At 61.8% G+C, this 24,555-nt stretch carries 23 protein-coding genes and 1 pseudogene; 11 read left to right on the top strand and 13 right to left on the bottom strand.

Going from position 1 to position 24,555, the window contains the following annotated elements; genetic code table 11:
* Both FNU79_RS16590 and FNU79_RS16585 read left to right on the top strand, forming a co-directional pair.
* Nucleotides 1–199 (top strand): IS30 family transposase (locus FNU79_RS16590; RefSeq protein WP_143721909.1); only part of this gene is annotated, 199 nt, incomplete at its 5' end.
* Nucleotides 193–522: pseudogene (locus FNU79_RS16585) on the top strand (transposase); the annotation flags it as partial. The gene FNU79_RS16590 and the pseudogene FNU79_RS16585, both read left to right, overlap by 7 nt.
* 255 nt (nt 523–777) lie before the next feature.
* On the opposite strand, the gene FNU79_RS16575 reads toward FNU79_RS16585, so the two are convergent.
* Entirely contained in the window at nt 778–1,431 is a 654-nt protein-coding gene (locus tag FNU79_RS16575; protein WP_143721907.1) for a class I SAM-dependent methyltransferase, read from the bottom strand.
* Nucleotides 1,432–1,632: 201 nt separating this feature from the next.
* Between FNU79_RS16575 and FNU79_RS16570 the strand changes: the two genes are divergently transcribed.
* A complete protein-coding gene (locus tag FNU79_RS16570; RefSeq protein WP_143721906.1) occupies nt 1,633–2,787 on the top strand; it encodes a CaiB/BaiF CoA transferase family protein in 1,155 nt (384 codons plus the stop codon).
* A gap of 103 nt (nt 2,788–2,890) precedes the next feature.
* Nucleotides 2,891–4,051, top strand: coding sequence for an acyl-CoA dehydrogenase family protein (locus tag FNU79_RS16565; RefSeq protein ID WP_143721905.1), 1,161 nt, complete (start codon nt 2,891–2,893; stop codon nt 4,049–4,051).
* A gap of 70 nt (nt 4,052–4,121) precedes the next feature.
* On the opposite strand, the gene FNU79_RS16560 is transcribed toward FNU79_RS16565, so the two are convergent.
* From FNU79_RS16560 to FNU79_RS16530, 7 genes are all read right to left on the bottom strand, one after another.
* On the bottom strand, nt 4,122–4,895 hold the full coding sequence (locus FNU79_RS16560; RefSeq protein WP_143721904.1) for an amino acid ABC transporter ATP-binding protein: 774 nt from the start codon (nt 4,893–4,895) through the stop codon (nt 4,122–4,124).
* Nucleotides 4,896–4,952: 57 nt separating this feature from the next.
* Nucleotides 4,953–6,176, bottom strand: a complete 1,224-nt coding sequence (locus FNU79_RS16555; protein WP_143721903.1) for an amino acid ABC transporter permease — start codon at nt 6,174–6,176, stop codon at nt 4,953–4,955.
* A 13-nt stretch (nt 6,177–6,189) separates the two neighbouring features.
* A complete protein-coding gene (locus FNU79_RS16550) occupies nt 6,190–7,002 on the bottom strand; it encodes an amino acid ABC transporter permease (RefSeq protein ID WP_143721902.1) in 813 nt (270 codons plus the stop codon).
* A 247-nt stretch (nt 7,003–7,249) separates the two neighbouring features.
* Nucleotides 7,250–8,104 carry an ABC transporter substrate-binding protein gene (locus FNU79_RS16545; protein ID WP_124874446.1) on the bottom strand — a complete coding sequence of 285 codons (855 nt, stop codon included), beginning with the start codon at nt 8,102–8,104 and terminating at the stop codon, nt 7,250–7,252.
* Between the two features lie 176 nt (nt 8,105–8,280).
* Nucleotides 8,281–9,387: an ABC transporter permease gene (locus FNU79_RS16540; RefSeq protein WP_143721901.1), complete on the bottom strand. Its 1,107-nt coding sequence runs from the start codon at nt 9,385–9,387 to the stop codon at nt 8,281–8,283.
* Entirely contained in the window at nt 9,384–10,355 is a 972-nt protein-coding gene (locus tag FNU79_RS16535) for an ABC transporter permease (protein ID WP_143721900.1), read from the bottom strand. Before FNU79_RS16535 ends, FNU79_RS16540 begins: the two co-directional genes overlap by 4 nt.
* A gap of 170 nt (nt 10,356–10,525) precedes the next feature.
* Nucleotides 10,526–12,289: an ABC transporter substrate-binding protein gene (locus FNU79_RS16530; RefSeq protein ID WP_143721899.1), complete on the bottom strand. Its 1,764-nt coding sequence runs from the start codon at nt 12,287–12,289 to the stop codon at nt 10,526–10,528.
* 175 nt (nt 12,290–12,464) lie between these two features.
* On the opposite strand from FNU79_RS16530, the gene FNU79_RS16525 reads away from it, so the two are divergent.
* The gene (locus tag FNU79_RS16525; protein WP_225430136.1) at nt 12,465–13,256 is read left to right on the top strand and encodes a GntR family transcriptional regulator; all 792 of its coding nucleotides are present in this window, start codon (nt 12,465–12,467) and stop codon (nt 13,254–13,256) included.
* 74 nt (nt 13,257–13,330) lie between these two features.
* On the opposite strand, the gene FNU79_RS16520 is transcribed toward FNU79_RS16525, so the two are convergent.
* Entirely contained in the window at nt 13,331–13,696 is a 366-nt protein-coding gene (locus FNU79_RS16520) for a hypothetical protein (protein WP_143721898.1), read from the bottom strand.
* Nucleotides 13,697–13,913: 217 nt separating this feature from the next.
* On the opposite strand from FNU79_RS16520, the gene FNU79_RS16515 reads away from it, so the two are divergent.
* Both FNU79_RS16515 and FNU79_RS16510 read left to right on the top strand, forming a co-directional pair.
* Nucleotides 13,914–14,711 carry an N-formylglutamate amidohydrolase gene (locus FNU79_RS16515; RefSeq protein WP_143721897.1) on the top strand — a complete coding sequence of 266 codons (798 nt, stop codon included), beginning with the start codon at nt 13,914–13,916 and terminating at the stop codon, nt 14,709–14,711.
* A 26-nt stretch (nt 14,712–14,737) separates the two neighbouring features.
* Complete coding sequence (locus FNU79_RS16510) at nt 14,738–15,511, top strand: SDR family oxidoreductase (protein ID WP_143721896.1); 774 nt, start codon at nt 14,738–14,740, stop codon at nt 15,509–15,511.
* 25 nt (nt 15,512–15,536) lie between these two features.
* On the opposite strand, the gene FNU79_RS16505 is transcribed toward FNU79_RS16510, so the two are convergent.
* Both FNU79_RS16505 and FNU79_RS16500 read right to left on the bottom strand, forming a co-directional pair.
* On the bottom strand, nt 15,537–15,854 hold the full coding sequence (locus FNU79_RS16505) for a hypothetical protein (protein ID WP_143721895.1): 318 nt from the start codon (nt 15,852–15,854) through the stop codon (nt 15,537–15,539).
* A 300-nt stretch (nt 15,855–16,154) separates the two neighbouring features.
* Nucleotides 16,155–17,369, bottom strand: a complete 1,215-nt coding sequence (locus tag FNU79_RS16500; protein ID WP_143721894.1) for a S8 family peptidase — start codon at nt 17,367–17,369, stop codon at nt 16,155–16,157.
* 146 nt (nt 17,370–17,515) lie between these two features.
* Here FNU79_RS16500 and FNU79_RS16495 point away from each other — a divergent pair, with 146 nt between their 5' ends.
* Both FNU79_RS16495 and FNU79_RS16490 read left to right on the top strand, forming a co-directional pair.
* The gene (locus tag FNU79_RS16495) at nt 17,516–19,264 is read left to right on the top strand and encodes a carboxylesterase/lipase family protein (protein WP_143721893.1); all 1,749 of its coding nucleotides are present in this window, start codon (nt 17,516–17,518) and stop codon (nt 19,262–19,264) included.
* Nucleotides 19,265–19,346: 82 nt separating this feature from the next.
* Nucleotides 19,347–21,191 carry an ABC transporter ATP-binding protein gene (locus tag FNU79_RS16490; protein ID WP_143721892.1) on the top strand — a complete coding sequence of 615 codons (1,845 nt, stop codon included), beginning with the start codon at nt 19,347–19,349 and terminating at the stop codon, nt 21,189–21,191.
* Nucleotides 21,192–21,218: 27 nt separating this feature from the next.
* Here FNU79_RS16490 and FNU79_RS16485 read toward each other — a convergent pair whose 3' ends face one another.
* Nucleotides 21,219–21,623, bottom strand: coding sequence for a hotdog fold thioesterase (locus FNU79_RS16485; protein WP_143721891.1), 405 nt, complete (start codon nt 21,621–21,623; stop codon nt 21,219–21,221).
* Nucleotides 21,620–22,180: a PaaI family thioesterase gene (locus FNU79_RS16480; protein ID WP_225430135.1), complete on the bottom strand. Its 561-nt coding sequence runs from the start codon at nt 22,178–22,180 to the stop codon at nt 21,620–21,622. The genes FNU79_RS16485 and FNU79_RS16480 overlap by 4 nt, the downstream gene beginning before the upstream one ends.
* Before the next feature lie 154 nt (nt 22,181–22,334).
* Between FNU79_RS16480 and FNU79_RS16475 the strand changes: the two genes are divergently transcribed.
* Nucleotides 22,335–23,321, top strand: coding sequence for an NAD-dependent epimerase/dehydratase family protein (locus FNU79_RS16475; protein WP_143721890.1), 987 nt, complete (start codon nt 22,335–22,337; stop codon nt 23,319–23,321).
* On the top strand, nt 23,311–24,528 hold the full coding sequence (locus FNU79_RS16470) for an aminotransferase class I/II-fold pyridoxal phosphate-dependent enzyme (protein WP_143721889.1): 1,218 nt from the start codon (nt 23,311–23,313) through the stop codon (nt 24,526–24,528). The genes FNU79_RS16475 and FNU79_RS16470 overlap by 11 nt, the downstream gene beginning before the upstream one ends.
* The last annotated feature ends 27 nt before the right edge of the window (nt 24,529–24,555 follow it).

Genomic DNA, 24,555 nt, shown 5'->3' with positions numbered 1-24,555 from the left:
AAACGAAAATACCAATGGCCTCTTACGCCAATACTTTCCGAAAGGCACGGATTTGAGCCTGCACAGCGCAGACGACTTAGAGGCTGTAGCGAAGACGCTAAATGCCAGACCCCGCAAAGTTCTGGGGTGGCAGACCCCTCATGAGGCCTTTGAACGCGCACTACACGGGGTTGACGCTGCTGTTGCGATGACCGCTTGAATCCACCGGGCAGGCGTCCTCATGGGCGTCCGTTCTGCCCAAGAAGCCAGTACACCAGCGGTCTGTTCCAGACTGCCCTCGCACAGAGGGGTATGGTGTGCAGCATGAGTCGCAAGGGGTAATGCTGGGATAATGCTGTCTAAGAAAGCTTTTTTGAGACTCTCAAACGCGAGTTGGTTGACGACCAGGTCTATGAAACCCGTGGACAGGCAAGGCGGGCAATCTTTGAGTATGTCGAGGTGTACTACAACCTAAAGAGACTGCACTCGACACTGGGGTACTTGACTCCACTGGAAGCCGATAGGCAAGCTTTAGTGGCTTAGCCACAACTGTGCAGGATTGGGGGAACCCCAGCTGAGCGGGTCGTCGGAACCGTCACCGAGGTAACCCGGGGCCGGGTTGCCCCTGGCAAGATTCGAGTAGATAACGGCGGTTGAAGATTTTCCGCGTTCTAAAAGAAGTCCACCGGCATCGCGAGCTGCGTTTTCCGCTCCAAGTTCATTTGATTGCGGCTCTCCGTAATCTCGCCCGGCTGTGCTCAAGCTGGTTTTTGCAGGACGTCTATTCTTTCCCACAACTTACTCCCCCGCTTTGGCCCGGCCCACTACCGCCCACAACGGATCGCCACCGCGCCGCCCCTGCATGGCTGGGGTGCGGTCGAGTTGCACGATGTCCGTCCAGTTGCCTGCTTCCTCCAAGTAGTGCTGCACCAACTTCTGCTGGCCCGCGCTATCGAGCTGATGCCAGATCGCCACCGCCTTGCTGGGAAAGCAGCGGTTGGAAAAACTGATGACCACCGGCCCGCCCGCCGCCACCACCCGCCCCAGATCACGCAGCACCGCCACCGGATCGGTTAGGTAATCCACCGAGACGCACAGGCCCGCCGCGTCGAAGGAATTATCCTCGAACGGCAGGTGCGCGTCGGCGTTGAGGTTCTGCACCACGTAGGTCTCCAGGCGCGGGTTGCGGGCCAGCTCGGCTTCGTTGAGGCCCAGCCCGACCACCCGGCGGTACTCGGCTTCCGGCGGCAGGTGGCTGATCCAACTGCTCATTACATCAAGGACGCGCCCGCCTGCCGGAAAATACTCGCGGTAAAGCTGGGTCACGGCGGCGATGGCCCAGTCGTCAATGTGGGTCACGAAGCGTGGAGAGCGGTAAAACAGCTCGTCGGGCGTTTCGTCCTGCCGCCGGAAGGCATTGAGCGGAAGTTGACCAGTCGCAGGCTTGTCCATGCCCGTAGTTTTGGCCGACCGACTGCGCCGCGCCGTAAGCTGAGCGGCAAAGTCGGCTTCCCACGTTTTGAGCCGCAGTTTCCACTCCTTAAGGCGTGCTAGGGTAGCGCATCAACGCCAAAACCACTCGCTAGGACTTCTTTTGCCAACACACTTGAGTTACTGTTTAAGCGCACTTCCCTTCCTGACAGGTGACCCGTTATGATGCTCTCCGGCGTGCGGGTGGCCGACTTTACCCGCGTGCTGACCGGGCCGTTTTGCACCATGCTGCTGGGCGACCTAGGAGCGGACGTGATCAAGGTCGAGCCGCCGCAGGGCGACGACACCCGCGCCTGGGGGCCGCCGTTTCAGGTATCAGAGGGCGGGCGCGAGTCCAGCTATTTTCTGAGCGTCAACCGCAACAAGCGCAGTCTAGTGCTTGACCTTAAGAGCGAGGCGGGGTTGGAGGCGGCACGCGCCCTGATCGCCAGCAGCGACGTGATCGTCGAGAACTTCCGGCCCGGCACCTTCGAGCGGCTGGGATTCGGTTGGGAAGAACTCCACGCCGAATTCCCACGTCTGATCTACGCCAGCGTCTCCGGCTTCGGGCAAAGCGGGCCTTACCGCGAGCGGGCCGGTTACGACGTGATCGCGCAGGGCATGGGCGGCATGATGAGCTACAACGGCGAACCCGGCGGTCAGCCGCTGCGGGTGGGCGTGGCGGTGGCCGACGTGTTCTCGGGAGCGCTGCTGACCCAGGCGATTCTGGCGGCCCTTTACCAGCGCGAAAAGACGGGACAGGGCGAGCGTTTAGACGTGAACCTGCTCGAAAGCGTGATCGCGCTGGGCAGCAGCCAAACCGGGCGCTACCTGGCCACCGGCGAAATCCCCGTGCCCGTCGGCAACGAACACCGCAGCATCGTACCTTACGGAACGTACCAGTGCGGTGACGGTTTTATCAATATCGCGGCGGGCAATGACGCGCTGTGGCGCAAGCTGGGGGTTGCTCTAGACCGACCCGAAATGGCGGCTGACGAGCGCTTCGCCACCAACGAGCGGCGCGTTCAGCAGCGTCCCGAACTCGAGCGGCAACTGGCCGAGGCCCTCTCACACTTTGGGCGCGAGGAAGTCACGCGGCGATTGGAGGTGGCGGGCGTGCCGTGCGGCCCGGTCAACGACATGGCCGAAGTGTTTGCCGACCCGCATGTGCAGGCCAGAGGCGTGGCGGTAACAGTTCCGCACGCTTCGCTGGGCCACACCACCGTCACCTCTCCCCCGTGGGAAATCGGCGGAGTGACGCCCGCCGTGCGCCTCGCTCCGCCGACCCTCGGCCAGCACAGCGAGGAGATTTTGCGGGAGCTAGGGCAAAAGCCCTAATCTTAAGTCGCGCATCCGACACTCTGTCCACCAACTACTGACCATTTCCTAAACATCACCCCTCAAGAAGGAAAGAGTTAAATCCCCACCTCAAGGAGACTTCATGCTCGACTACTTCCAAACCCGTTCGCTGCTCGGCCCCGATGAACAGCTCGTGATGCAGAGCGTGCGCGGCTACGTGGACGCCAAATTGATGCCGCACATCGCCGGGTGGTGGGACGACGCCGATTTGCCGGTGCGCGAGGTAATGCGCGAGTTCGGCGCTCAGGGGCTGCTCGGCCCGACCACGCCCGAGGAGTACGGCGGCTCGGGCGCGAGCTACAGCGCTTACGGCGCGATGATGTACGAGCTGGAGCGCTGCGACAGCGGCCTGCGGAGCGCGGCCAGTGTGCAGGGCAGCCTGGTCATGTACCCGATTTTCACTTACGGCAGCGAGGAGCAAAAGCAGCAGTACTTGCCGGGGCTGGCGTCCGGCGAGCTGATCGGCTGCTTCGGCCTGACCGAACCCGACGGCGGCTCCGACCCCGCCGCCATGCGGACCCGCGCCCGCAAAGACGGCGGCGATTACGTGCTCAACGGCAACAAAATGTGGATCACCAACAGCCCGGTGGCCGATCTGGCGGTGGTCTGGGCCAAGGATGACGACGATCTGATCCGCGGCTTCATCGTGCCGAGAGACGCCAAAGGCTTTTCCACGCCCAAAATTCAGCGAAAGATGAGCTTGCGGGCCAGCGTCACGGGTGAAATCGTGCTGGAAGACTGCCGCATTCCGGCACAGAATATGCTGCCCGGCTCCGGCGGCCTCAAAAGCCCCCTGGGCTGCCTGACCTCAGCCCGCTTCGGGATCGCCTGGGGAGCGATGGGCGCGTTGGAGGCGGTGTATCAGGCCGCGCTGGATTACTCGGTCAGCCGCAGCACCTTCGCCAAGCCCATCGCCTCGCGCCAACTGGTGCAGGACAAACTGGTGCGGATGGTCACGGATCACTCGGCAGGCTTCTTGCTGGCGGCACAACTCGGCCAGCTCAAGGACAGCGGCAAGATGACCTTCGGTCAAGTCTCGCTGGCCAAGCGCAACAATGTGCGGGTGGCCCTGCAAGGTGCCCGGCTGGCCCGCGAGATACTCGGCGGCAACGGCATCACCACCGAGTATCCGGTGATCCGCCACATGCTCAATCTCGAGACGGTGGACACCTATGAGGGCACGCACGACATTCACACGCTGATCGTGGGGCGCGATCTGACGGGGTTGAACGCTCTAGGATAAATACGCAAAAGAGAGCGGCGCGGAAAGCCTGTCCATCAAGCTCCTCGCGCCGCTTTTGCTGTCGCTCTTTTTAGTGGCCCAACACTTTGCTGAGGAAGGCCTTGGCCCGCTCGTGTTTGGGGTTGTTGTAAAACTCTTCGGGCGTGGTGTCCTCCACGATGTTGCCCTCGTCGAAAAACACCAGCCGGTCGGCCACTTCGCGGGCAAAACCCATTTCGTGGGTGACGCACAGCATGGTCATGCCAGACCGGGCCAGGCCCTTCATCACGTCCAGCACTTCCTTGATCATTTCGGGATCGAGCGCCGAGGTCGGCTCGTCAAACAGCATCACCTTGGGTTCCATCGCCAGGGCGCGGGCAATCGCCACGCGCTGCTGCTGCCCACCGGAGAGCTGTGCCGGGAACTTGAGGGCCTGCTCCTCGATGCCGACCCGCGTCAGCAGTTCCATCGCCTGCTTTTCAGCTTGGGCTTTGGGCGTCTTGCGAACGCGCATGGGGGCCAGCGCCACGTTTTGCAGCACGGTCAGGTGCGGAAAGAGGTTGAACGACTGAAAGACCATCCCGACTTCGCGGCGAATGGCGTCGAGGTTCTGGCCTTCTTTGAGTTCGATGCCGTCCACGATGATGGTGCCCTTGTCGTGTTCTTCGAGGCGATTGATGGTGCGAATGAAGGTGGACTTGCCGCTGCCCGACGGCCCGATGATGACCACCACTTCGCCCGGCTGCACGGTCATGTTGACGCCGCGCAGGGCGTGGAAGCTGCCGAAATTCTTGTGAACGTCCACCGCTTTGATGATCGGCTCGGCGTTGGACTGTAAAGCGGGTTTTTGGAGGGACGCGGTCATGGGTGGCTCCTTAAAAGTTGAGCGAAGTGGGCTTGTACGAAAAGCCTAGCGTTCACCTTACCGCGCCCCTGTCGGCGCTTCCAGCCTGCGGGCCAGCAGCGAGAGCAGGTAAGCAAAGATGAAATACAGCAGCGCCACCGTCAGGTAAATTTCAAAGGTCGCCGTGACCACCCGGTTGGCGGTGATGCGCCCAGCTCCGGCCAGCTCGATCAAACCGATGATACTGACCAGCGAGGTGTCTTTGAAGAGGCTGATAAATTGCCCGACCAGCGGCGGAATCATGTTGCGAACCGCCTGCGGCAAGATGACTTGCAGCATGGTTTGGGTGCCGGATAAGCCCAGCGCCCGCGCCGCCTCGGCCTGACCTGTCGGCAGCGCCTGAATGCCTGCCCGCACGATTTCAGCCACGTAAGCGCCGGTAAACAACGCCAGTGCCGCCACTACCGCCCAGAACTGGGTGCCCTCGCCCAGCACGTAGGGCACGAAGATGAAGAACCAGAAAATCACCGTGATAAACGGCAAGCTGCGGAACAGCTCCACGTAAATGGTGCTCAGACCGCGCATCACCGGCAGGGTATTGGTGCGGCCCACCCCGAACAGCAGACCCAGCGGAATCGCGCCCACGATGCCCAGAATCGCCAGAATCAGGCTGAGCGCCAGTCCGCCGATGTTGACCTGCGGACTGATGGTGGGAAACAGCACCACTACGCCAACGACGATGCCCAGCACCAGCGGCACCCAGGCAAATTTGGCTTTGAGCTGCGTCATGGCAAAGGCCGCGCCGCCGCCCAGCACCAGCGCCCCAAAGCCCCACAGCCGCCAGATCTCGTCGGCGAATTGCTCGGAGCGGAAGCGCCCGATCAGCAGGAACAAGAAGTTGCGCTGCACCTCGTTCCAACTCGGCAAGGTCACGATCCAGCGCACCAGCAGGCCGACGATAAACAGCACCACCGCGCTGGCCACGATCACCGACCAGCGCTTGTAGGTCTGTTGGGCGGCGTAGGTGAACTCGGCACCCTGGCGGCGGCGGTGATCGGCGGCGGCGGTGATACCCGCGCCGAGGTGCAGCGCGGCAATGGCGATCAGGGCCAGCGCCCGCCCGTCCCAGCTTCCACCCTGCAAGACGGGAAAGGCGATGGCCCACACCAGCACCGCAGCCGCCAGAAACTGCACGCCGTAGAGGGTTTGCCCGACCAGCAACTGGCCCAGTCCTGGCACGAAATACGAGAGCCACGCCAGCGAAGCGCCGCCGCTGGGCTGAACCGAAGGTTTAACGGTCATCTATTCAGCTCCCTTAACGGCCCGGCAGCGCCAAGCGGCGGCTGAGCAAGTTGAGTAAGAAAGTAATGGTCAAGCTGAGAACAAGGTAAGCCACCGTGATGGCGGTGATGCTCTCGAAGCCCCGGAAGGTGTAGCTCTGCACCTGCGTGCCGTAGTAAAACAGCTCGGCCACCCCGATCTGCGAGGCCAGCGAGGAGTTCTTGGTGAGGTTGAGAAACTGGCTGCCCAGCGGCGGCAACACCGCCCGGAACGCCTGCGGCAAGGTCACGAGGCTCAGCACCTGCGAGCCGTTCAGGCCCAGCGATTTGGCCGCCTCGGTCTGGCCCTTGGGCACGCTGAGAATCCCGGCGCGAATGGTTTCGGCGATGTAGGAACTGGTGTAGACGCTCAGCGCCGCGATGACGGCCCACTGCTCGGGCGAGTGGTTGAACAACCAGTTCTTGATCGGCGCAGGCAAGACATTAATCACTCCGAAGTTCCAGAAAAAGATCTGAACCAGCAAGGGTGTATTGCGGAAAAATTCCACGTAGGCGGCGGCCACCCGGTTGACCACCGGGTTGTGACTCAGCCTTGAGACGCCCACCAGCGTGCCGAGCAGCATGGCGAACACGATGCCGATCAGCGCCAGCCGGATGGTCAGCAGCATCCCGATCAGAATAGTGGTGAGGTAAGTGCCCTGAGTCAGTTGGCTGGGCTTGCTGAAAATGCTCCAATCCAAGGTGATGCTGTTGGCGGCAAAACCCGCCCGCACCCGCAGAAAGGCAAACACCGCCAAGGCCACGACCACCACCACGGCGATCACTTGCTGATACACGCTTCTTTGCATGGCGCTCCTTTGGCCGTGAATCCACCAAAAAGGGGAACGAAACATCCGCTCCGTCCCCCCCAACTTGAGGTTAAGAAACGCTTAAGTACGGCAAGATTACCGTTTCGGGATTCCGCGTCTTGGGCAGAGCGGCACCTATCGGGCCTGCCCGCAAAGAGCGCTCCATCCCTCCACTCCCATCTAGCCGTACTTTTCCCATCTCTCGCTCCGCTCGGCTTATCTAAAGATAAACATTGGCGTACTTAGATCAGCGGCGCACAGGGAACTGCGCGGGAATTTCCTGAGCACGCTTGGGATCGGGCAAGGCGTACTTGGTTTTGGGGCCAAACCACTTGGTAAAGATCTTTTTGTAGGTGCCGTCGGCCCCGGTGCGGCTGAGGCTTTCGTTGACGAAGTTACGCCACTTGCTGTCGTTTTGCTTGAGGATCATGCCGTACGGCTCGGAGCTGAAAAACGGCCCGACGATGGCGTACTTGCTGGGATCAGGCGCACTGGCCTTGAGGCCCAGCAAAATGGTGCTGTCAGTGCTGACGGCGTCGACACGGCCCTGCTGGAGGGCAGTGAAGGCGTCGGTGTACTGCTGAAGGCTCACGACGTTGGACTTGGGCGCGGCGGCCTTGAGGTTGAGTTCGGAAGTGCTGCCCTGCGCGGTGCCGACCCGCTTGCCTGCCAAGTCGCGGGTACTCTTGATCGGGCTGCCCGCCGGAACCAGCAGGCGCTGACCGTCGAGGAAGTAGGTGTTGGAAAAGTCCACCGTGTCCATCCGCCCGTAGGTGGCGGTGGCGGTGGAGGCGGCGATATCGACGGTGCCGTTTTGCACGAACTCGATCCGGTTTTTGCTGGTGACCTGCTTGAGGACCACTTTGATAGGCTTTTTGCAAACTTCGGTCAGGTCTTTGCCGATTTCCTTGACCAGATCGACGTCAAAGCCGGTCACGTCGCCGTTCTCGTCCACGAAGCCGAAAGGCGGGCTGTCGTATTTGACACCAGCGTTGAAGACGCCGTCAGCGCAAATCTGATCGCGGATAGAGGCGGCGGAGGCAACGCTGCCGAGTAGGGTCAACGCAGTAAGGGCAAACAATTTGGTGGCGAATTTGGTCATGATTTCTCCTTGAAATAATGTAGCGATAAAATGAAGATAGCATAAATACCGAATGCTAAGAATTTTGCCGCGCCCAGACGTACACCGTCTTTACGGAAGCTGCGCTGAGACGAAGAGTCCGATTCTAAGAAAAGTGAAAAGCTGAATTCATCTGGAATGAATCGGGCTGGTGGTAATCAGCGGCTCTGGGTATCTGCCGCGTCCCGCAGGGCGTCACCGAAGAAATTGAAGGCCAGCACCGCCACAAATAGGAATATTCCTGGCAGCAGCAGCCACGGATACAGGTTGACCGTCTGCAAATTGCCCGCATCTTTGAGCAGCAGGCCCCAGCTGGTCATCGGTTCCTTGATGCCGAGGCCCAGGAAGCTGAGGGTGCTTTCGCCGAGGATGTAGCCGGGCAAGCTGAGGGTGGCGGTGATGACCAGGAAACTGGACAGGTTCGGCACGATGTGACGCAGGATGACCCGCAGATCCGACGCGCCCACCGCCTGCGCCGCCGAAACGTATTCGACGTTGCGGGCCGAGAGCACCTGCCCGCGCACCACCCGCGCCAAGCTCGCCCAGCCAATCAGGGCCAGCACCGCCACGATGCCGAGGTAGACATACGTGGAGGGCCAGCGGGCCGGAATCAGCGTCGAGAGGGCCAGCAAAATCGGCAGTCTTGGAAAGCTCAGCAGCACTTCGACCAGGCGCTGAATCAGGTTGTCGGTGCGCCCGCCGTAGTAGCCGCTCAGCCCGCCCATGACGATGCCGATGGCAAAGCTGATGAGGATGCCCACCACGCCCACCGTCAGGCTGACCTGCCCGCCGACCAGGGTGCGCGAGAACAGATCGCGGCCCAGTTGGTCAGTGCCGAACGGGAAATAGAACCGGTTGTTTTCGGGGCCAGCATCAACGCCGAACAGGTGCAAAGTCGTTGGAATTCCGAAGAAACTGTACGGTTCGCCGCGCACGAAAAATTCAACTGGCACAGGCGTCGTTCTGTCCGGCACACTCGTTTTGGCAAACGTCACTGGGTCGCGTCCCGTTTTGGAGCCGTAGACAAAAGGCCGCATGAATTGACCCTGATGAACCCAGTGCAGCGGCTGGGGCGGCTGATATTCAAAGCCCTGATGCTGAGTAGTGATGCCGTAGGGCGCGAGAAAACCGCCGAGCAGGGCGCTGAGATACAGCACGACCAGCATCCAGCCGCCCAGCACACCCAACCTGGATTTGCGGAATCGGCGCAGGGCCAGCGCAAACGGCGAGGGCGCGGCGGCCGTAGGAGTGGGCAGGGTGGTCACGAGTACCTCACCCGTGGATCGACCCAGGCCAGCACCAAATCGGCCAGCAAATTGCCGATCAGCAGCAGCACCGCCGAGAGCATCAGCAGGGTCAGCGCGGTGTACTGGTCCTTGTTGAGCAGCGATTCGTAGAGGAGCGGCCCGATGGTCGGCAAGTTCATGACAATCGAAATGATGATGGTGCCGGAAATCAGGGTCGGCAGGCTCAACCCCGCGAGACTGATCAGCGGGTTGATGGCGTTCCTGACCGCGTGCCGCCAGATCACGGTGCGCTGAGCAGCTCCCTTGGCACGGGCCGTCCGTATATAGTCCTGCGACAGCACGTCCAGCATCGAGGCCCGCATCTGGCGCATCAGGCCCGCCACGCCCTCCAGCCCCACCGCCAGCACCGGAATCCACAGGTGGGCCAGCAAATCGCCGAGTCTGGCCCACGACCAGGGCGCATCAATCATCTCCGGCGAAAACAGGCCGCCCACATTGCGGCTGCCCAGCCTAAGCGTCAGCACCACCAATAGCAGCGCCAGCAAAAAATCCGGCACAGCTAGGCCCACATAGCCCAGAAAGTTCGCCACGCTCGCCGCCACGCCGTGACGGTTGAAGGCGGTGTAAATGCCCAGCGGCACAGCGACGATCCAAGACACCAGCAAGGTCAGCAGGGCGATAAAGACCGTCCAGCCCAGCCGCTCGCCAATCTGGGTAATCACCGGGGCATTGGAAGCAAACGAAAAGCCGAAATCCAGCCGCGTGATGACGCCCCACAGCCAGCGTCCGTACTGCACGATGGCCGGTTGGTCGAGGCCGAGCTGCCGGGTGATGGCGGCCACCGTCGCTTTGGTGAAACGCGGATCTTCGAGGTACTGATCCGTAAACGAGCCGGGCTGGAGCTTGATCACGGTGAAGCACACCGCGCTGATAATCAGCAGGGTGGGAATCATGCCGAGAATGCGCCGCAGAGCGAAAATCAGCATTCGGCGTGCGGCGCGTGGCTGGTGGGGGGTGGGAACAGCGGAAATGGGTCAAGCATGTTTGGGGCCACCTCAGCGGGGATTAATTAGAGAACAATCTTCAAAACCAAACGTGTGGCTTAGCAAAAAAGGCCGCGCCTTTCCCACAAGCCACACGTTGTGCGCGGTAAGTCTTACTTCTGGTACACCAGCGGCACCGGGTTGTAGCCGGGAATCACGCCGAGGTTGTAGATGTAATTGCCGTACTTATTGCTGATGACTCCGATGTTGTCAGGCTTGGCAATCGGCGTGACCGGCAGGTTCTGGGCAAACAGGTTCTGCCAACGGGCATACAGGGCCTTGCGCTGGGTTTTGTCGGTGGTGACGCTGCCTTTATCAAAAATGTCATAGATCTGCTTTTCCCACGGCTGCATCTTGGCGAGGTTGGGGGTTTCGCCGTCCTTGGCAGGTTGCAAGCTGCGGTGCCAGTAGTACAGCGCTCCGCCGGGTTGCCAGATCGGCTTGCGGAGTTCGGGGTCGGGCTGGTCGCCAAAAGCAGCCAAAATCGCTTGCCAGTCGCCGCTCATGCCAGTCGAAAACAGCTTGCTCGACAAAATGCCCTTGAGGTTGACTTTAACGCCAATCTGCTTGAAATCGTTTTGCAAAATGGTGGCCATCTGCGGATACACGCTGGAATCGGTGCCGTAGGTCAAATCAAATTCCAGATTCTTGCCTTTGCTGATATTACGGATGCCGTCGCCGTCGGTGTCTTTAAGGCCCAGCGCGTCGAGCGCCTTGCCAGCGGCACTCAGGTCGAACTTGCCGAGCTGAGCGGTGGTTTTGACATAAAAGGCGGTATTGACCGGCGCGACGCCGTGCCCCGGCAAAGTGGCGAGGCTGTTGTATACGGTGTCGATGATGCGCGGGCGGTTAATCGCCGTTTGCATGGCACGCCGAAAGCGGGTATCGGAAAAGATTTTGGCCAGCGCGGGGTCGGCGGCGTCGAAATTGTACGCCAAGAAGGGCGGGCTGCCGAACAGCGCCTGACTGCGAATGACCTTGAAGGCTGCGCCGGCCACTTCTTTTTGCTTGAGGTCGGGAAACTGAGCGCCGGAAATGTTGATCTGATCAATGTTGCTCGCCAGAAACGAAGCGACTTGCGCCTGCGGATCGCGGATAATCAGGAAGTCCAGCGAAGCGAGGTAAGGCAGCTTGTTGCCCGCGCTATCAACCTTCCAGTAGTTGGGGTTGCGAACCAGGCTGACCTTCTGGCCCGGCGTGTAGCCTTGCAGCTTGAACGGCCCAGTGCCGACAATATCGGCGGGCGGGGTGGTGGTAGGCCAGGCGTTGTTGACGTCCGCGCCCTTGTATTTGCCGAGTTTGTGCTGCGGCATGATGAAATTGCGAAGCTGCAACAAGAAAGTGGGGCTGGGCTGAGGCAGATTGAAGCGCACCGTGCCCGCGTCCACCTTCTCCACTGTGATCGGCTTGCCGCCGAGCATGAAGCTGGCCGCGTCTCCGGCCCGCGCCTCGGGATTCATGATGAGCTGCTGATAGGTGAACACCACATCGTCGGCATTGAAAGCCTCGCCGTCGCTCCACTTGACGCCCTGACGCAGCTTAAAGGTGTACGCTTTGCCGTCGGGGCTGATCGTCCACGACTCGGCCAGCGCCGGTTCGAGCTTGTAGGTGTCGAGGTTGAACTCCACCAGACCGTCAAAGAGCTGCTGGGCGATCAGGCCGAGGTTGTTGTCGATCACGCCGTAATACATCAGGCTCTGCGGGCTGTCGCCGAGGGCCAGCGTGTAATTGCCGCCCGATTTGCCGGTGGTGACGCCGAGCTTGGGGTAAGCCGCCATTTTCTTGGGCGCAGCGGCGGCGCTGCCAACCAGAATTAGGGCGCTGAGCAGCACCGTAGAAGTCAGCAAAGTGGAAGAGAACGTGGAGCGGTATGTCATGGAGAACCTCCAAAAAGTAGGTGAAGGGGCTGAACGCGGGGAAAGCGAACCGATCCGAACTGAATTTCAACTGAAGCTGCCGCCCACTATAAGACCATTCCTAGACCACTTGCAAGCGTGGTCAGCGCTAATCGGCATGTTCCTGCTCCCGGTTGGTACGGAAGTGGTACGGTAAATGAAGATGCCCGCCCACCTTTCTTCTCCAGTGCCCTCCGCGCTTGCAGCGGCCTTGCCGAGCGCGGCGGGGCTGTCGTCGAGCCCGCGCTACATGCAGGTGGCCGGAGCGCTGCAAGCCGCCATCGAGCGCGGCGAGTACCCTGCTGGAAGCGCCCTGCCCGCCGAGCGCGAATTGGCCGCGAGGCTGGGAGTCTCGCGGGTCACAGTGCGCCAAGCCACCCTCAAGCTGGCCGAGCGCGGCTTGGTGGTGCGGCGGCACGGCAGCGGCACCTTTGTGGCGGCCAGCGGGCCTGAGCGCATTCAGCATCCCTTATCGCGCCTGACCAGTTTCACCGAAGACATGCACTCACGCGGCCTGAGCGCGGGCGGGCAGGTGCTGAGTTTTGGCGCGGGCCACCCCAACCCGCAAGAAGCCATGCAGCTCGGCCTCTCGCCGGGTCAGCGGGTCTACCGGGTGCGGCGGCTGCGCACGGCTGGCGGGGAAGCGCTGGCCGTCGAGGAAAGCATTCTGAGCGCCGAGCGGCTGGGCCTTCTCAGCGCCGCCGACGTGCAGGACGTGAGTTTATATGCCCTGATGCAGCAGCGCGGCGCGGCTCCGGTGCGTGCTCTGCGGCAACTGCGGGCCGTCAACGCCGATCAGGAGTTGGCCGAGCTGCTGGGCGTGCCTTTGGGCGCGGCGCTGCTGTCCACCGAGCGGGTGGCCTGGGACGCGGCGGGAAGAGCGGTGGAACTGGCCCGCGCCTCTTACCGGGGTGACCGCTACGACTTCGTGATGGAGCTGCGGGAGTGAGTGGGACGGTGATCGCTGAAATCAGTTCGCCTCCGTCTGGAACACCTGCCTTAATTTACAGGAAGTTCCTGTCACTACTTGACGTTGCACCAGCCGAGCATCACGTCGTCGGAGCTGGTGACCCACACCGCCGCGTAGCTGTTTTTGCTGGAAGCCATAGCGAACTCTTGAAAACCGGTGGTGCCTTTGATAACCGCTGCATCGAGATCTTCAAAATTCTTAATCGTATAACCCGCAGCAGCACTGGAACCAGCCAGAGCACCGGTCAAGGCTTCAGAATCTCCACCCTTCCACATCAGGAATTCGGAGTGTTCACAACTCCCGCCCAACTGAATGGCAACGTCTCTCAAATACTGATTGAATGGCGTGGTGGCTTTTATGTCAGTCACCTGAAGGGCGTTCTTTGGAAGAACCATGCCAGTCAGATTAGACTTGGTCATATGACCAGCGGCCAGCGGCCAGAGCCAGGACTGGAGAGACAAGCGATAAAGCGCAGGTGCTTACCAAAAACGCAAGTCTATTTTTCATATAAAGTTACTTTCTTCTCATTACTTCTGTTAGACAAGTACCCTAGGCCACATTTTACTGGTCTGTTCAGCGCAGGGCTTTTCGGTTCCCTTGGCGGCTGTGTCCTGCACAATGCTTTACTCTCAGGTTATGCCTGATTCGCACCGCTCCAACTTACTGATCGTTACCCCGCATTCGTCCGGAGCGCTGCCGCCAGAGGTGCTGCGAACCATGCTGGGCGCAGACGCTTTTGATACCGACAAGCGCGAAGCCTTTTTACGCCGCGTCTTTTTGGAAGGCGATCCGTATACCGACTTGATTTTCAATGTGCCAAACGCCGCGCACCTGAGTGCGCCCTGGAGCCGCTTTGCCGCCGACCTCAACCGCGAACGAAATGACGAGAGCGACAACGGCGTGCTCAAGCTCTTTGATTTTGCCCGCTCGCCGCTGTATCCATCGGGGTTCAGCTTCTCGCCGGAAGCCAGAGAAGCGCGGCTCAGGGCCATTTGGGATCCTTTTGAAGCGGGCCTGAGCGCGGCGCTGATCGGCAAGCGCCTCCTGATTGTGGGCCACAGCATGGCTCCCTACGGCCCGTCACTGGGGCCAGACACCGGAAAGCCGCGCCCCGGCATCACCTTGATGCTCGGCACGCCCGCCGAACCCTCGTTTCCAGCAGCCCAATTCACGGCCCTTCAAAACGCCGCCGAACAAGCTTTCGCGCAGGTGCTGACCGGCGAGACTTTCACGCGGGTCGCCGTCAATGATCCGTGGAGCGCCGACGCCATCAGCGTGCGCCACGCCCGTCAAAGCGGCGCGGCAGCCTTTGGGATAGAAGTCAACGCGGGTCTTTACCTCACGCCGGACGGTCAGGTGCAGCCTCAGCAGTTGGCGAGGCTCAACGCGGCGTTTGAGGTGTTTGCCGACTTGGCGCTGGCGGTGGTGGGCTAAACCAAGACTGAACCGGAGGTGAGCAGATGACCAACCGACGGGTACTTCTAACCGGCGGAACGGGAAAGCTGGGGCAACGGGCGGCGCGTGAACTGGTGGAGGAAGGTCTGAGGGTACGCATCCTGACTCGGCAGCTTCCAAGTCACCCTGATCCCGCTTACGAGTGGGCGCAGGGCGATTACGTCAGCGGCGCGGGCTTGGCGGACGCCTTCAGAAACGTGGACACCGTCCTTCACACCGCCCACGACCCGCAGCGGCCCAAGCGCGATCTGCCGGGGGTGGTGCGGCTCCACAGTTACAGCCTAGCGGCGGGGACGCGCCATTTTATCCAGGTCGGGATTGTGGGCGCGGCGCGGGTGCCGGGGTTTGGCTATTACGCCGCCAAAGCGCAAGCCGAGTCAATGCTGACAGAGAGCGGCTTGCCCTTCTCCATCTTCCGCGCCGCCCAGTTTCATCCGTTCGTGGCCGAGTTGCTCAGCGGCTTAGAAGGCGGGCCACTCGTTGTGGTTCCGGTGGGAACGCTGCAGCCTGTGGACATCGGCGAAGTGGCCGCCGCACTCGCTCAGCACGCCCTCAGAGGTCAACCCGGCGTGGAAGAATGGGTGGGGCCGCAGTTGCTGACCCTAGAATATTTGGCCCGCCAGCACCTCAGAGCCAGCAAAAAATCCAAGCCCGTCAAAGCCTTGAGCTTCCCCCTGCCTGTCTTTAAAGCCATCGCGGGCGGCGCACTCACCGATGCTCAGGCGGCGCGGGGGCGCAAGACATTTGAAACTTGGCTGGCCGAAACACAGCCCGCCTGAGAACCTGAGTTCTTGCAATACTGGGTTAAAGTGCCCGTTGCAACTGGTCTAAGCTCACCGACTGAACGCCCTGCACCGCTTCCAAGTCAGGAATGCGGCCCGCGTCCATTTCGCCGCTGAGGATACCGTAGCGCTCTACGCGCCGGGTATTTTGACTCACTAGGCCCGCCACCCGCTCGATGTGCTGCAACGTTTCTTGCAGCGCGGCAGGTGAGGCACAGACTTCAGCTCTCAAAGTGACGTGCACTTTCTGAACTTTGCGCCCTTTTGAACTGCTTTGTCCCTGAAGCGGCTGGTTTCGTTCGGCCTGAGCAGGTTGTTTGGTGAGTGCTGGACTGGACATCGTGACGGGCCTCCAAACCACAGCTTAATCCAAAAACCGCGTCCAATTGTTGTTCTCACCCGAAAGTCCTTTAAGTTCTTTGCGTCTTCTTCAAGGAAAGTAGGCTTTAATATAATACGGATATTATATTATGATTTGAGCAGAACAATTGCCGGGTAGTCGATTGACGAAGACGGTTCTCAGCCCTTGAGTGGCACAAAAGCAAAGCCGACACCGTTGTCGAAACTCAAAAGCAAGAACCAAAAGAAAGGGCGACCCTGACAAAGTCGCCCCCTTTTACTCACTTTACTTCATAGAACTTCATACCTGTGGGGGTGGCACCTGAACCACGCCCGCGCCTACATCGGTGGCGGGCGCGGCGACCTGACGGGCGTGCTGTTTGAGGCTATCCCACAACGTTTGGCCCGAAAGCTCAGGAAACTGCTGCATATAAAGCGCCGCCACTCCCGCGACGTGCGGCGTCGCCATACTGGTGCCGGAAATCCGCTTGTAACCGCCGCCAACCCACGCCGAGTACACGCCGACGCCCGGCGCGGCCACTTCCACACTGCCGACGGCGTCCACCGCTCCGCAACTGAAGAATGCCGGTTGGTCGCGGCCATCCACCGCCGCCACTGCCAAAATAGACGGACAGGCCGCCGGATTGCCCACCGGAGCGATCAAAGCCGGGCGCTGGCTCTCGTTGCCCGCCGCTGCGATTAGCAAAATGCCCTGCGAAAGCAGCGTGGACGCCACCCGCTCGTAGGGGTCGCTGTAAGGCTGTCCGACTTGCCGGGCGCTGCCGAGGCTCATAGATAAAATGTCCGCGCCCTGATCGGTGGCCCAGTCGATCGCGTCCAGAATCTGATCGTCGTAGCCATGACCGTACTGATCGAGGACTTTGGCGATCAGCAGTTCGGTGTCTGGAGCCACCGAGTAGCGAAAGCCGCCTGCCGACACCGCCTTGCCCGCGATCACGCCCGCGCAGTGGGTTCCGTGTCCGTTTTGGTCTTGCACGTCCGGTTCGCCCGGCACAAAGCTCTGGCTGTTGCCGGGCAGCACAGCAAAGTCGGGATGCGTCAAATCGAGGCCGGTGTCGATCACCGCCACCTTGATATTTTTGCCGGTCACGGTTTGCCGAGCGGGGTCGAGGCCGATCTGCTCTAAAGCGCGGTTGACAGGTGAAGAAGCAGGCAGCGTACCGGTAAGCAGCGCAGACTGGCCAACTGAATCCGGAAGCACCAGCGGCGGCAAGTGGCGGCGCTGATTGCGGGCCACCGTCCGCACCTCGGGCGCGGCCAGCAATTCGTCTACTTGCTGCGGCGTCAGATTGGCTACCGCCACCGCCAAGCGCGAATACACGCGGGCGTGAACACCGTTGCGCTGCTGCAAAATGGTGCGCGAGGTGCGGCCTTGCGCGGCGGGGCCAGCCAACTCAGCCACGTTCAGCACGCGGGCCAGCACGGTTTCATTGTCGCCAGTCGCCGACTCGAACACGATCACGTATTGAGGATTTTCGCGCAGCAAGAGTTCCATAGTGCTCATTGTCGCTCAAAAGTGGCAATGGCAGCACAGCCGAGCCCAAAGAGATTCGGCAGCTGATCCACAAAAGTGAAGAAAAAGTAAAGCCAACATTCTCTTAACTGACATTAAGTCAACGGCTGGGCAGTGCACACTGGGCCATGCGAGTGCACGTCCAAACTTTACTTGGTTTTTTTGCTCTGCTGGGCGGCTTCACCCACGCTCAGGAGTCGGCTCCACCCTCCTCACCTCAGGCGGCACCCCAGACTGCGCCGCTCACCCCACAAACCGTACCAACTCGACCTGAATCTGCCCAACCAGCAGACAATCTGGCGCTTCCCGATCCCGACACCATCATTCAGGCGAGTGTGACCTCAGGACTGCTTGGCGGGCGCGAAGTGGCGGGCGTCAATCAATTTCTGGGCGTGCCTTACGCTGCGCCGCCACTGGGCGACCTGCGCTGGAAAGCCCCGCAGCCCATGCCCGCTTGGCCCGGACGGCGCGACGCTTCACGCCCCGGCGACATCTGTATTCAGCGGCCCAATGCCATCACAGGCAATCCTGACCGGACGCTGAGCGGCAGCGAGGACTGTTTGTATCTCAACGTGTACGCGCCACTCAACGCCGCTGCACCTGAAAAGAATGCCGCGCCTAAAAATACCGCCGCGCCGGTGATGGTCTGGATTCACGGCGGCTCGTTTGACACCGGCACCGGCAGTATCTACGACGGCTCGGTGCTGGCCCGTGAGTACGGGGTGGTGGTCATCACGCTCAATTACCGTCTCGGGCCGCTGGGCTTTCTGGCCGCGCCCGCGCTCGGCCCGGAAGGAACCGGCAATTACGGCCTGATGGATATTCAGGCGGCGCTGCGGTGGGTGCAGAGCAACGCGGCGGCTTTCGGCGGCGACCCGCACAATGTCACCGCTTTCGGCGAATCGGCGGGCGGCATTGCGCTGTGCGGCTTACTGACTTCACCTTTGTCGCAGGGCCTGTTTCAAAAAGCCATTTTGCAAAGCGGCCCCTGCGCGGCGGGCATCAACACCGCGCCGCTCACCCAAGCGCTGGACATCGGCGCACGCTACACCCAAGACTTGGGCTGTCCCAACACCCCCGCCGGAGCCGAGTGCTTGCGCGGCAAAACCAGCACCGAGCTGATGAACGTCACGGTGCCGGGCAGCCGTGCGCCCAACGCGGTGGCGCTGCCGCCCATCTACGGCGACGCCGTATTGCCCACCTCGCCTTATCAGGCGTACCAAACCGGCCTGTTTACGCACGTTCCGGTGCTGATCGGCACCAACCATGATGAGGGCACCCTATTCACCGCTTATCTGGCCGGCGCAGACCGGGCCATGAGCACGCCGCTGTACTGGGGGCTGCTGACGGTACTCAACCCGCCCAAAGTCCTGACCCTGATCAAAGAATATCCAGACACACTACGCCCGACCACCGGCTTGACCGCCGCCGCCGTCGTCACCGATGGCCTGTTTGCCTGCCCGGTGGCCAGTGTGACCGGGCAGCTCAGCCGCTTCGTGCCGACTTACGCTTACGAATTCAGCGATCCGCAGGCCGTGAGTCAGCTCAGTCCCACCCGCAGCGTGCCGAGCTTGGGCGCTTACCACGCCTCCGAGCTGATTTACGTGTTCGGCACGGCGCTCAGCGGGCTGGCCGACCCCGCCGACTTCACGCCAGTTCAGCGCCAACTCTCTAAGCAGATGCAGCAGTATTGGACAAATTTTGCCAGGACCGGCAATCCCAGCGGCGCGGAGCCCTCGACAAAACTGACCCCATGGGCGGCCACCACGCCGCAGCGTCCCAACTGGTTGACGCTCGCGCCGCAGGGCAACATACAGAGCGGCGACTTTCTGGCCCAGCATCACTGCGCTTTTTGGGATGAGCTGGACGGACGGTAAGGGGCCAGGGGGTTAGCAAGGTCGTTGCTACGCTGCCTCCCTTCGTTACCTTGTCCCGCCCCGCTACGCCCTAAACTCGCGTGTGACTTTTCCGCAGCGCTCCGCGCCCAAAGCTTCTGCCGCCAGCGAGACTTCAAAGCGCCAGCAACTCAAAGACTTGGCGGCCACCCTGCGGCTGGTGTGGCGGGCCAGCCCAGCCCAGACGACTTGGTTTGCCCTCACCACTTTGCTGGCCTCGGTGCTGCCCGCCGCCAATTTGTATGTCAGCAAACTGCTGCTCAACGCGGTGGCGCAGTCGGTGACGGGGAGCGAGTCTTACGGTTCGCTGCTCTCGCTGCTGGGCCTACAAGTCGGCTTGGTCATCACCAGCGGAGTGCTGAGCACCGTGCAAAACTCGGCCCGCGAACTGCTGGGTGACAGCCTCCAGCACCAGATCAGCGCCATGATTTTGCAAAAAGCCACCGAGCTGGAAGTCGAGCGCTTCGAGAACGCCGAAACCTATGACCGGCTTCAGCAAGCTTACCGCGAGGTCGGCGCGAGGCCAGTGCAGGTGGCGACCCAGATCGTCGGGCTCGCAGGCGGCCTCGTCACGCTGCTGTCGGTGGGCGGCCTGATGGCACAGCTCGGCCCGCTGATCGTACCGCTGATTTTGCTCTCGGCGCTGCCGGGGGTCTACGTCTCCAGCCGTTTTGGGGTCGAAAATTACCGAATGCTGCGCTGGCAAACCCACGACGCCCGCGTGCAAAATTACTTCGGCAGCATCCTGACCAGCGACACCTTGGTCAAAGAAGTGCGCCTCTTTAACGTGGAGCCGTATCTACTGGCGAGGTGGCGCGAGTATTACCTCGGCTTCCGTAAGCAATTGGAAAGCATCGTGCGGCGGCGCGGCTGGGGTAACCTCGGCGCGTCGCTGGTTTCGGCGCTGCTGGTGGGCGCGGCCTCGGCGCTGGTGCTGCGGCGAGCCGCTGCCGGGCAGCTGACGGTGGGCGACTTCTCTCTGTTCGCGCTGGGCATCGCTCAGATTCAGGGCACGCTGTCGGGCCTGCTGAGCGGCATCAGCGGTATTTACCAGAATCTGCTGTATATGCGAAACCTCTATGAGTTTTTGGAGTTGCCCAGCCGTGACCTCGACGCAGGCGAAGTTTGGGAAGGCCCGATTGACACCATCGAGTTTCATGACGTGGCTTTCCGCTACCCGCTGACCGAGCGCGACGTGCTGCGCGGCCTGAGTTTCACCGTTCGGCGCGGCGAGGCGCTGGCGCTGGTGGGCGAGAACGGCGCGGGCAAAACGACGGCCATGAAGCTGCTCACCCGCCTCTTCGAGCCGACGGCGGGCAAAATTCTCCTCAACGGACAAGACGCCGCCCGCTTCAGTCCGCGCAGCGTGCAAAAGCAGATGAGCATCATCTTTCAAGACTTCGGCCAGTACCAGATGCAGGCGGGCGAGAATATCTCGCTGGCCGAAACTGAGCGCCTGAGCGACGAGGCCGGCCAGCAACTCGCCGTGGAGCAAGCTGGGGCCGACTTCGTCAACGAACTGCCGGAAGGCCTTAAGACCCCGCTGGGACGGCTGTTTCAGGGCGGGCGGCAACTCTCGGGCGGGCAGTGGCAACGCCTGGCACTGGCCCGCTTGTACTTCCGCGACGCCTCGGTACTGGTGTTTGACGAACCCACCGCCGCGTTGGACGCCCGCGCCGAGTTCGACACCATTCAGGCGCTGCGGGAGCAGGCCCGTGACCGGATCACTTTGCTGATCTCGCACCGCTTCTCAACGGTGCGGCTGGCCGACCAAATTATCGTGCTGGACGAAGGCAAGGTGATGGAAGCGGGCAGCCACGAAGAGCTGATGACGCTTAACGGGCGCTACGCCGCGCTCTACAATTTGCAGGCGGCGGGCTATCTGGACCGGGCCAGCCAAACCGCTTGAGAGCAGCAGCCTAACGAACAGGTTGGCTCAGCCGGTTGGCGGTACAATCACGGCCAGCGTGCAGCGCGACACGCAGACCATTTTCCCCGCTTCGTTTTTAATTTCAATGTGCCAGACCTCGGTGGTGCGGCCCTGAAAAATCGGCGTTCCGGTGGCCGTGACCGTGCCGGACGCCACGCTGCGCAGGTGATTGGCATTGATCTCCAGGCCCACCGCGACCATGCCGCGCTCCCTGACGTTCAGGTAAGCGCCGATGCTGGCCACCGTTTCGGCCAAGACCACGCTCGCGCCGCCGTGCAAAATCCCGAACGGCTGGTGTACGCGGGCCTCGACAGGCATGTGGGCCACCACCTTCTGCCCGCTCTGCTCGGAAAAGGTGATACCCAAATGCTCCACCAACGTGCCCTGTGTCAGAAATGCGTCTTGGGTCATCCGTTTGCTCCTTTGGCGGCTGGCCGCAAGATGAGGCAGCTGGTGGTGGCCGTGGCACACAGTTTGCCCGCCGCGTCCAAAATTTGCGCTTCGGCGGTGGCGACCCGCTGGGAGACGCTGATGACTTTGCCCACCGCCCGCACCTCGCCCATACCGACTTTGAGGGGCCGCAGGTATTTGACAGCCAGATCGAGCGTGGTGTAACCGACGCCAGCCGGCAACTTGGTGTGAATGCAGCAGCCCAGCGCCGAGTCGAGCAGGGCCGCATACACGCCGCCGTGAACGCTGCCGATGGGATTGTAGTGAAACTCTTCGGGCGTCAGGTAAAAAGTCACTTGGCCGTCTTGCACATCAGCTTCGCGGGGCAGCCGGAAGCCCAGCGTATCGCCGATGGGCGGCGGCGCATACTCGCCTCTGGCCATCCCGCGTAGGTATTCGAGGCCGCTGAGCTGCTGAGCGGCTTCCGCGCCGATCAAGGGGTCTTGCCAGGTGTAGGTGCGCTGCCTGGCCTCTAGCGTAGGCGCGGCAGAAGTGGAAGTCGACTCGCTGATACTCACTTTCTCAGCATAGCCAAGTCCGCCTTCCTCCAACAGCAAGCGCGTGCGGTTTATCCGTTCTTCGGTGTGATCGGAGCCTGAAGTCGTTGGGGGGCGAGTAAGCTAAAGGGATGCGCCTAACGTGTTTTCACTTTCTTTCTCAGCGGGGTGTGTCTTGACCCGCGTCTTAATCACCGGAGCGCTCGGCCAGGTCGGCACCGAGTTGACGCTGGCCCTGCGGGAGCGCTACGGCGTTTCGGAAGTGCTGGCCACCGATATCCGCAGACCCAGTCCCGGTCATCCGGCAGCGAACGGCCCGTTTCAGCTGCTCGACGGGCTGGACGCGGCGGGTCTGCTCGCCACCGTGCAAGCCCAGGGGATTCAGGAGATTTATCACCTCGCCGCGCTGCTCTCGGCGGTGGCGGAAGCCAAACCCGCGCTGGCGTGGCACCTCAATATGCAGAGCCTCATCAATGTGCTGGACGCCGCCCACACCTGCGGCTGCCGGGTATTCGCGCCCAGCTCGATCGCGGTATTCGGCCCCGACACACCCCGCGACCTTGCGCCGCAGCTCACCAGTCTGCGGCCCACCAGCATGTATGGCGTCACCAAAGTGGCTGGCGAACTGCTGTGCGACGATTACGCCCGCCGCTACGGGGTGGACGTGCGCGGCCTGCGCTATCCGGGCCTGATCTCGGCCTCGGCCCCGCCGGGCGGCGGCACCACCGATTACAGCGTGGAGATGTATCACGCGGCGGCCAGCAGCCAGCCGTACGCCTGCTTTTTGAACCCCGACACCGCGCTGGAGATGCTGTTTATGCCCGACGCGGTGCGGGCCACGCTGGAACTGATGGACGCGCCAAAAGCGGCGCTGCGCTACCCCAACGCCTACAATTTGGCCGGAATGAGCCTGACCCCCGCCGCGATTGCCGCCGCCATCAGACGCCAGCTCCACGCTTTTGACTTGCCGCATTTCGAGGTGAGTTACGCTCCCGACCCTGTGCGTCAGGCAATTGCCAACGGCTGGCCGCGCAGCATAGACGACGCGGCGGCCCGTCAGGATTGGAGCTGGCAGCCTGCTTACGACCTCCAGCGCATGACCAGCCAGATGCTCGCCGCGCTGACCCACCACACCACCGGAGGACTTGCCCATGGCGCTTGACCGCTTTCACCCGCTCGCCCAGCAAGAACTCGATTCTCTCCGTGCCGAGGGCAAACGCAAGAGCTTTGAAGCGGTGGTGGAGCGCGTTATCCAGCCGCAGGGCCAAAGCGGCCCACGCTTCGTGCTGCGCGGTGATTCTGCGCCGTATCTGCGGATGAACGCCAACAGCTACCTCGGCCTGAGCTTTCACCCCAAGCTGATCGAGGCCGACGAAGCGGCGGTGCGGGCCTACGGTGTCGGCCCCGGCGCGGTGCGTTTTATCAGCGGCTCGTATTTGCCGCATGTACAGTTGGAAGCGCGGCTGGCGGCGTTTCACGGGAGAGGGGCGTCCATGATTTTCAGCTCGGCCTACGCCACCGTGCTGAGCGTGCTGAGCGTGCTGATTACGCCGCAGACCGCCGTCATCAGCGACGAACTCAACCACAACTGCATCATCAACGCCGTGCGGCTTTCGCGCCCCCACAGCAAAGCCGTTTACAAACACCTCGATCTGGACGGATTGGACACCCAGCTCACGGCAGCCAAAGGTGCGGCGCGTGCCCTCGTCGTCACGGACGGTATTTTCTCGATGCGCGGGGCGCACGCGCCGCTGGCTGAGATTGCCGCCATCTGCCGCGCCCACGACGCCGATTTCCCCGAGGGCGTGCTGCTGGTGGTCGACGACTCGCACGGGGTTGGGGCCTTCGGGCAGACCGGACGCGGCACCGAGGAGTTTACCCACACGCAGGTCGACGTTTTGATCGGCACGCTGGGCAAGGCGTTTGGGGTCAACGGCGGTTACGTGACCAGCAGCCACGTCCTGATTGATTATTTGCGCGAGAAGTCACCGACCTACATCTACTCCAACCCCATCACCGCCGGAGAAGCCGCCGCCGCCCACGCCGCGCTCGATTTGACCGACAGTGAGTGGGGCCGTGAGCGGCTGACCAGATTGCGCTCGCTCACCGAGCAGTTTCGCAGCGGACTCAAGGAGCGCGGCTTTGAAACTTTGGACGGCCAGCATCCGGTGGTGCCGCTGTTCGTGCGCGATCAAGCCAAGTTGGTGGCGCGGGTGGCTGATCTCAAGACGAGAGGCATTCTGGCTACCGGCATTTCTTATCCGGTGGTGCCGAAAGGCGACGAGAGCGTCAGATTCCAGATCAACGCCGACCACACTCCCGCCGACGTGGATGAAGTTCTGGCAGCACTGGGGAGGGCCACTCCCTGAGCTGAGCGCCGTGCGCTAATGTTGGCT

The organism is Deinococcus detaillensis (genome assembly GCF_007280555.1).
Lineage (GTDB): Bacteria > Deinococcota > Deinococci > Deinococcales > Deinococcaceae > Deinococcus > Deinococcus detaillensis.
This window is presented reverse-complemented; position numbering and strand designations above follow the sequence as displayed.